The organism is Streptomyces sp. NPDC026500 (genome assembly GCF_055567635.1).
Genome location: NZ_JBVHQB010000004.1, coordinates 540,746 through 548,819, shown reverse-complemented (window position 1 = coordinate 548,819; position 8,074 = coordinate 540,746). Strand labels below are relative to the sequence as shown.

At 71.4% G+C, this 8,074-nt stretch carries 5 protein-coding genes, 1 rRNA gene and 1 pseudogene; 6 read left to right on the top strand and 1 reads right to left on the bottom strand.

All coding sequences use genetic code 11. The annotated features are described in order from the left end of the window. The first annotated feature begins 210 nt into the window (after positions 1–210). The 3 genes and pseudogenes from rrf (at position 211) to ACZ4N5_RS10685 (ending at position 3,033) form a co-directional block, all read left to right on the top strand. Positions 211–327, top strand: a 5S ribosomal RNA gene (rrf, locus tag ACZ4N5_RS10695). A gap of 126 nt (positions 328–453) precedes the next feature. Then, positions 454–2,073 (top strand): annotated as a pseudogene (locus tag ACZ4N5_RS10690) (hypothetical protein); the annotation flags it as partial. A gap of 72 nt (positions 2,074–2,145) precedes the next feature. Beyond that, positions 2,146–3,033, top strand: a complete 888-nt coding sequence (locus ACZ4N5_RS10685) for a tetratricopeptide repeat protein (protein ID WP_467756742.1) — start codon at positions 2,146–2,148, stop codon at positions 3,031–3,033. A gap of 87 nt (positions 3,034–3,120) precedes the next feature. On the opposite strand, the gene ACZ4N5_RS10680 is transcribed toward ACZ4N5_RS10685, so the two are convergent. After that, positions 3,121–4,413, bottom strand: a complete 1,293-nt coding sequence (locus tag ACZ4N5_RS10680) for a DUF1015 domain-containing protein (RefSeq protein WP_467756719.1) — start codon at positions 4,411–4,413, stop codon at positions 3,121–3,123. A 72-nt stretch (positions 4,414–4,485) separates the two neighbouring features. Here ACZ4N5_RS10680 and ACZ4N5_RS10675 point away from each other — a divergent pair, with 72 nt between their 5' ends. The 3 genes from ACZ4N5_RS10675 (at position 4,486) to ACZ4N5_RS10665 (ending at position 8,008) form a co-directional block, all read left to right on the top strand. Next, complete coding sequence (locus ACZ4N5_RS10675; RefSeq protein WP_467756718.1) at positions 4,486–5,514, top strand: HAD hydrolase-like protein; 1,029 nt, start codon at positions 4,486–4,488, stop codon at positions 5,512–5,514. 356 nt (positions 5,515–5,870) lie between these two features. Continuing rightward, positions 5,871–6,914, top strand: coding sequence for a FecCD family ABC transporter permease (locus ACZ4N5_RS10670; protein WP_467756717.1), 1,044 nt, complete (start codon positions 5,871–5,873; stop codon positions 6,912–6,914). 11 nt (positions 6,915–6,925) lie between these two features. After that, positions 6,926–8,008, top strand: a complete 1,083-nt coding sequence (locus ACZ4N5_RS10665; RefSeq protein ID WP_467756741.1) for a FecCD family ABC transporter permease — start codon at positions 6,926–6,928, stop codon at positions 8,006–8,008. The last annotated feature ends 66 nt before the right edge of the window (positions 8,009–8,074 follow it).

Genomic DNA, 8,074 nt, shown 5'->3' with positions numbered 1-8,074 from the left:
GGTTGATAGGCCAGATCTGGAAGGCGGGTAACCGCTGGAGGTGACTGGTACTAATAGGCCGAGGGCTTGTCCTCAGTTGCTCGCGTCCACTGTGTAGTTCCCAGACAACGAACGGTTGTGCTGGCTGAACAGTTCCACTTACTTAATTGAAAAGTGTGCTTGTTCGCTGCCCGTTCGAGACCTCGTTTATGACGGGGTGTCTGACAGGGTTTCGGTGGTCATAGCGTGAGGGAAACGCCCGGTTACATTCCGAACCCGGAAGCTAAGCCTCACAGCGCCGATGGTACTGCAGGGGGGACCCTGTGGGAGAGTAGGACGCCGCCGAACAATCTTTGGAGGACCCCTGGTCCCAGCGACTCGCTGGAACCAGGGGTCCTTTTTTTGTTTTTTCCGAAGCGCGCCGAGTACCCGGCTGCGCGAGAATGACTTGCGGTACCGATGACAGGAGTCACCATGTCCACCAACTCTCCCGACGAGCGACCGGAGCGCGACCAGCGCCGTCGTGACAGTGGTGACCGCGGTGACAACCGCGGGGGCCCGCGCCGAGACAACGACCGCGGCGGCTCCGGTCGGCGTGACGACAACCGCGGCGGTGACCGCGGTGGTTTCCGCCGTGACGACAGCCGCGGCGGCGCCGGCGGCCGTGACGACCGTCCGAGCGGTCCGCGCCGCGACGACCGTGCGTCCGGTCCGCGCCGCGACGGGGACCGTCCTGCCTTCAACCGTGACGATCGGCCCAGCAGCCCGCGTCGTGATGACGACCGTGGTGGTTTCCGTCGCGACGACAATCGCGGTGGTGGCAGTGGTGGCGGTTTCCGTCGCGACGACCGTGGTGGCGCTAGCAGCGGTGGTGGGGGTGGGTTCCGCCGTGACGACAGCCGTGGTGGTGGCAGTGGCGGTGGCTTCCGTCGCGACGACAACCGTGGCGGTGGCAGTGGCGGCGGTTTCCGTCGCGACGACCGTGGTAGCGCTAGCAGCGGTGGTGGCGGTGGGTTCCGCCGTGACGACAGCCGCGGTGGTGGCAGTGGCGGTGGCTTCCGTCGCGACGACAACCGTGGCGGTGGCAGTGGTGGCGGTTTCCGTCGCGACGACCGTGGTGGCGCTAGCAGCGGTGGTGGCGGTGGGTTCCGCCGTGACGACAGCCGCGGTGGCGGTAGCGGCGGTGGCTTCCGTCGCGACGACCGTGGCAGCGGCAGCAGCGCCGGCGGCGGCTTCCGCCGTGACGACAACCGCGGTGGCGGCAGTAGCAGTTCTGGTGGCGGTTTCCGTCGCGACGACCGTGGTGGCAGCAGCGGTGGTGGCGGTGGGTTCCGCCGTGACGACAGCCGCGGTGGTGGCAGTGGCGGTGGTTTCCGTCGCGACGACAACCGTGGTGGCGGTAGCGGCGGTGGCTTCCGTCGCGACGACAACCGTGGCGGTGGCAGTGGCGGCGGTTTCCGTCGCGACGACCGTGGTAGCGGCAGCAGCGCCGGCGGCGGCTTCCGCCGTGACGACGACCGCGGCCCGCGTCGCGACGACCGCGGCCCCCGTCGCGACGCGGACCGTCCGCCCTTCCGCCGTGACGAGCGGCCCAGCACCCCGCGTCGTGACGACGACCGCGGTGGATTCCGTCGCGATGACCGCCGTGACGGCGATCGCGGTAGCTTCCCTCGTGATGACAACCGCGGTGGCGGCGACTTCCGTCGTGACGAGCGTCGCGGCGATGACCGTGGCGGTTTCCGTCGCGACGATCGTCGTGACGAGCGGCCCAGCAGCCCGCGCCGTGATGACGACCGTGGCGGATTCCGCCGCGACGACAACCGTGCCGGCAGCGATTTCCGTCGTGACGAGCGCAGGGACAGCGACCGTCCGCCCTTCCGTCGCGACGACCGGCCCAGCACCCCGCGTCGCGATGACGACCGCGGTGGGTTCCGCCGTGACGACAGCCGGGGCGGTGGGTTCCGTGGCCGTGACGACCGGGGACGCGGTGGACCGCGCGGCGACGACCGGGGCGGACGCCCCGGTGGCTTCCGTGGTCGCGACGACCGTGGAGGCGACGACAGGCGCGGCGGCGGCCGTTTCCGCGACGAGCGGGAGCGGGACCGTGAGCCGATCAAGCGGCTGCCGATCCCGGACGACGTCACCGGCGAGGAGATCGACAAGGACGTGCGGCAGGAGCTCCAGAGCCTGCCCAAGGGCCTTGCCGAGGATGTCTCCCGCAACCTGGTGATGGTGGCCCGGCTCATCGACGAGGACCCCGAGGGCGCCTACGCGTACTCGCGGATCGCCCTGCGGCTGGCGTCGCGTGTCGCCGCCGTGCGCGAGGCGGCCGGATTCGCCGCGTACGCGAACCAGAAGTACAGCGAGGCGCTCGCCGAGTTCCGCGCCGCGCGCCGGATGACCGGCAGCGTGGAGCTGTGGCCCGTGATGGCGGACTGCGAGCGCGGTCTCGGCCGGCCCGAGAAGGCGCTGGAGATGGCCGGGGCACCCGAGGTTCAGAAGCTGGACAAGGCGAGCCAGGTCGAGATGCGGCTCGTGGCGGCCGGTGCCCGGCGCGACATGGACCAGCTGGAAGCCGCCATCGTCACCCTTCAGAGCCCGGAGCTCGCCTCGAACTCCGTCCAGCCCTGGACCGCGCGACTGCGGTACGCCTACGCCGACGCGCTCCTCGCCGCCGGGCGTGAGGGCGAAGCACGCGAGTGGTTCGCCAAGACCGTCGAGTCCGACAAGGACAGCAGCACGGACGCCTCCGACCGGCTCGCCGAGATGGACGGTGTCGAGTTCGTCGACGCGCTCGTCGAGGACGACGACGAGGCCGAGAGCGGCCAGGTGACCGCGTCCAAGGCCGGGACAGAGGCCCGCGCCGAGGACGAGCACCAGGACGACGACGAGGATGAGGACGACGACGAGGACGACGACGACGAGATCGAGTCCGTGACCGCGGACGGGATCACGGGCGACGTCGACGACCTCGAGGACGAGGACGAGGACGACGACCTCGGCAACGACGAGGACGACCGCGAGGACGACGCTCCTCAGCCTCCTCAGAGCTGACGCCGGAAGTTCGGCGCAAACACGTGGGCGGCGGGACACCGGAAGGTGTACCGCCGCCCACGTGGCGTTTCAGGGGCCCGCGACCCTTCAGGGCGCGAGCGCCCGCAGGACCAGTCCCGATGCGGGCTTCGGGCCGAAGGACGTCGACTTGCGCGGCATCGTCACCCCCTGGCGGGCGAGATCGCGTACGACCTCCTCGTGGACCGGGTGCATCAGGACGGCCGTGCCTCCGTCGCGTTCCGCCTTCTCGACCGTGGCGCTCGTGTCGTGGATGTACGCGACGTGTGCGGGGGAGTCCTCGGGGATGCCCCACACATGGTCGAGGAGTACGGCGTGCAGGACCGTGGCGTCCAGTGTGCGCCAGGCCTCCGGACGGTCGGCCGGGATCGTACGGGCGAGGAGCTCCGGGGACGGGCGGTCGACGAGGTGGAAGATGCCGTCGCCGGCGAGGAGGAAGGCGTTTCCCTCGGCAGCCGCCGAGGAGAGGGCCTCCAGCGCCTCGGGGAGGGGCACGTCGAGGTGGCGTACGCGGAAGGAGTCCCCGAGGGCGGCCAGCGCCTCGGCGACCGGCAGGCGGTGCAGCAGGCGGTGGATGGCCCGGACGCGCAGCGGGTAGCGGGCGGTGTCCACCAGGAGCACCAGACCGTAGTCCCAGGGGCTCGGCGAGGGATGCTCCGCGCGTAGACGCAGATACGTCGCCCAGCGGTGATGGCCGTCGGCGATCAGGGCCTGGTGCCGGCCGAGATCTGTCCGGATCTCCGAGAGTCCCGCCGGATCCGTGACCGCCCACAGACGGTGGCTGACGCCGTCCTCCGTGGTGGTGGACAGCAGCGGCGGCCGGGTGGCGGTCCGTTCGATGACGGCGGCCGCGCCGTACCCGGAGCCGTTGCCGCGATAGGTCAGCAGGAGGGGTTCGAGGTTGGCGGACGTGGCACGCATCAGGGCCGCGCGGTCCGCGATGACGTGCGGCATCACGTCCTCGTGCGGGAGGACGACGCCGTCGGCCGGCTCGGACAGGCGCAGGTTGCCGATCACGCCCCGTTGGAGATGGTCGCCGTCGCGCTGCTCGTACACGTACAGGCCCGGCTCGGGATCGGCCGCCAGAACGCCTTCCGACAGCCAGTCGCGCAGTGTGTCGGCGGCCTGCCTGTTGCGCGCGGCGGGGGTGCCGTCCTGCGGGAGGATCAGCCGGACGATGTTGTACGGGTCGGCCGATTCGAGTTCGAGCAGTCCGTCGGGCCGGACGATCACGTCGTACGGCGGGGATGTCACGGCGGCCAGGCTGCCGACCCGGTCGGGGTCGTAGCGCACGCCTCGGAACGGGGTGAGTTCGAGGCCGCTCCCTGCCGGTGTTTCCTCCTCGGGACCTGCATAGTTCATTGGGGCATCGTAAGTGTGTCAGTGGCATGCGCGATGATCGGGGCAAAGGGATCGAACGAGGAGCGATGTGCAATGAGCCAGACCGTCAGGACGCGGCCCGAAGGCAGTGGCCAGGCCCTGAGCGAGGCGTATGACACGGCGCTGCTGGATCTGGACGGGGTGGTGTACGCGGGCGGTCACGCCATCGCGTACGCCGTGGAGTCCCTCGGGACGGCGCGCGCGGGCGGCATGCACCTCGCCTACGTCACCAACAACGCGCTGCGCACTCCGGACGCGGTCGCCGAGCACCTCACGGAGCTGGGCATACCGACGGTGGCCTCGGACGTCATCACCTCGGCGCAGGCCGTGGCCCGGCTCATCAGCGAGCAGGTCCCCGCGGGCGCGCGCGTGCTGGTCATCGGCGGTGACGGACTGCGGGTCGCGCTCCGTGAGCGCGGGCTGGAGCCGGTCGACTCGGCGGAGGACGAGCCCGTCGCGGTCGTACAGGGGTACGGCGGTCCCGATCTGACCTGGTCGCGCTTCGCGGAGGCGTGCTACGCCATCGCGCGCGGCGTGCCCTGGTTCGCCTCCAACACGGATCTGACGATTCCGGGCGCGCGCGGGATCGCGCCCGGGAACGGCGCGGCGGTGGAGGTCGTGCGCATCGCCACGGGTGCCGAGCCGCAGGTGGCGGGTAAGCCGCTCCCCCCGATGCACCGCGAGACGATTCTTCGGACCGGGGCGAAGCGGCCGCTGGTGGTCGGTGACCGGCTGGACACGGACATCGAGGGCGCGTTCAACGGAGAGGTGGACTCGCTGCTCGTCCTCACCGGCGTGACGGACGGCGCGCAACTTCTCGCCGCCCCGCCGCGGCACAGGCCGACGTATGTCGACGCCGATCTGCGCGGGATGCTCACCGGGCAGCCCGAGGTCGTCGAAGCGGGCGCCGGGTTCCGTTGCGGCGGCTGGACGGCGACGGCGGGCAGCGAGGAATTCGAGCTGGCGGGCGAGGGCGAGGCCCTCGACGGTCTGCGGGCCCTGTGCGCGGCGGCGTGGACGGCCGCGAGAGAGGGCAGTTGCGAGCTGGACGGGGGGAAGGCGCTGGCGCGGCTGGGCCTTTAGTCACCCTCCACGCACCGGAGCGGGTGGGTACGCCCGTAGCGGTGGAGACGCTCGCTCATCGTGGGTGGGGACGTCGGTACCGGTGGAGGCGCGCCCATCTGACGTCGGTACCGGTGCAGGTGCTCGCCCATCAGGGTGGCGACGTCAGTACCTGTGCAGGCGCTCGCACATCGTGGGGTGCGGATCCCATGACCCGTGAAGGGTGTCGCGCGGAGCGGCGCGGGTGCCGGGTGCCGGTGACAGCGCTCGCCCCGCAGTGGATGCAGGCCAAGCGCAGGAGCTGAGCTGGGCTTCGGTGCGGGGCCGGGTGCGCAGGCCGATCGATAGGCGATGCGAGGGTAGGCTAACCTAACTTCGTGTTGGTCGACAGTCTCCCTGAGCAGTGCGCGGAAACCGCCCCCGCGCCCCCAACCCGCCGGGCGATACGGACCCTTGGGCTCCTCTTCTCCGTGGGTCTCCTGTCGCTGGTCGCGCTGGCGAGCATCGCGATCGGCGCGAAAGCGCTGCCGCTGGACCAGGTGTGGCACGGCCTGTTCCACGACTCGGGGACGTACTCCGACGTCGTGGTCGGCGACCGCGTCTCCCGTACCGTGCTCGGGCTGCTCGTCGGCGCCGCGCTCGGGCTGTCCGGTGCCGTCCTCCAGGCGCTCACCCGCAATCCGCTGGCCGACCCCGGTCTGCTCGGCATCAACGCCGGCGCGTCCGCCGCGGTCGTCACCGCGATCACGTACTTCGGTGTCACCTCGCTGAGCGGCTATGTCTGGTTCGCCTTCGTCGGGGCGGCCGCGGTCGGAACGCTGGTCTGGTTCCTGGGCGGCAGCCGGGGCGCGACCCCGGTGCGGCTCGCGCTGGCCGGAACCGCCATCAGCGCCGCGCTGTACGGCTATCTGCAGGCCGTGATGATCATGGATGACGCGGCGCTCGGCAAGATGCGCTTCTGGACGGTCGGTTCGCTGGCCTCGGCGACCGACTCGACGATCAGGCAAGTGGCCCCGTTCCTCGCCGTCGGCACCCTTCTCGCGCTGGCCCTCGCCCGGCCGCTGAACGCGGTGGCCATGGGCGACGACACCGCCCGCGCGCTCGGCGCCGACCTGAACCGCACCCGCGCGCTGTCCATGGCCGCCGCGACCGTGCTGTGCGGCGCCGCGACCGCCGCCTGCGGACCGATCGTGTTCGTCGGGCTGATGGTCCCGCACGTCGTCCGCTCCTTCACCGGGCCCGACCTGCGCTGGATCCTGCCGTACGCCACCGTCCTGTCGCCCGTGTTGCTGCTGGGCGCCGATGTCCTCGGGCGGATGGTCGCCCGGCCGGCGGAGCTTCAGGTCGGCATCGTCACCGCGGTGCTCGGCGGTCCGGTCTTCATCCTTCTCGTACGGCGACGGAGGGCGGCGCAGCTGTGACGACCCCCCGTATCCGAACTGCCCGCGCATCACGCGTCCCGGCACTTCCCGCGCGCCGCGTCCGGTCCGTCCGCACGGGCGGCGGGCTCGGACTGTCCGTCCGCCTCGACATCCGCGCGTTCACCGTGGTCGTGCTCCTGCTGGTGGCCGCCTCCGCCGCGAGCGTGGTGCTCATCGGCACCGGCGACTTCCCGATCCCGGCCGGCGATGTCCTCAAGACCCTGGCCGGCGACGGCAGCGCGAGCCAGGAGTTCATCGTCAACGACCTGCGGCTGCCGCGCGTTCTCGTCGGGCTGCTGGTGGGGGCCTCGCTCGGACTGGGCGGAGCGCTCTTCCAGTCCATCTCCCGCAATCCGCTGGGCAGCCCGGACGTGCTCGGCCTCGGACAGGGTTCCACGGCCGGCGCGCTCATCATGATCGTGCTGTACTCGGGCAGCGCGACCGAGGTCGCCCTAGGGGCGCTCGTCGGCGGACTCGTGACCGGGCTCGCCATCTATCTGCTCGCGTGGAAGCGGGGAGTGCACGGCTATCGACTGGTCCTGGTCGGGATCGGTGTCTCCGCGATCGTCACGGCGGTCAACGGCTACCTCCTCACCAAGGCGGACATCGTCGACGCGGCCCGCGCCGTCGTCTGGATGACCGGCTCCCTCAACGGCCGTGACTGGGCCCAGGTCTGGCCCCTGCTCATCATGTGCGCCGTCCTGGTCCCCGTCGTGCTCGGCAACGCGCGCGGGCTGCGGATGATGGAAATGGGCGACGACGTGTCGTACGCCCTCGGAGTGAGCGTCGAGCGGACGCGGCTGCTGCTGATGGTGGCCGCCGTACTGCTCACCGCGGGTGCCACGGCCGCGGCGGGACCGGTCGGTTTCGTGGCGCTCACCGCGCCGCAGCTGGCCCGGCGGCTCACCCGGTCGCCCGGACCGAACCTGGTGCCGTCGATGTGCATGGGCGCGACCCTGCTCATCGTCGCCGACTGGGCCTCGCAGCGGGCCTTCGGCGCCGACCAGCTGCCCGTCGGCGTCGTGACCGGCGTCCTCGGCGGCCTCTATCTGCTGTGGCTGCTGGTCACCGAACGCAAGGCCGGCCGGATATGAGCGGCCCGGCACGCCCGGCTGCGAACGGCCCGGGGAGCCCAACGGCGAGCGGACTGGCGAATCCGG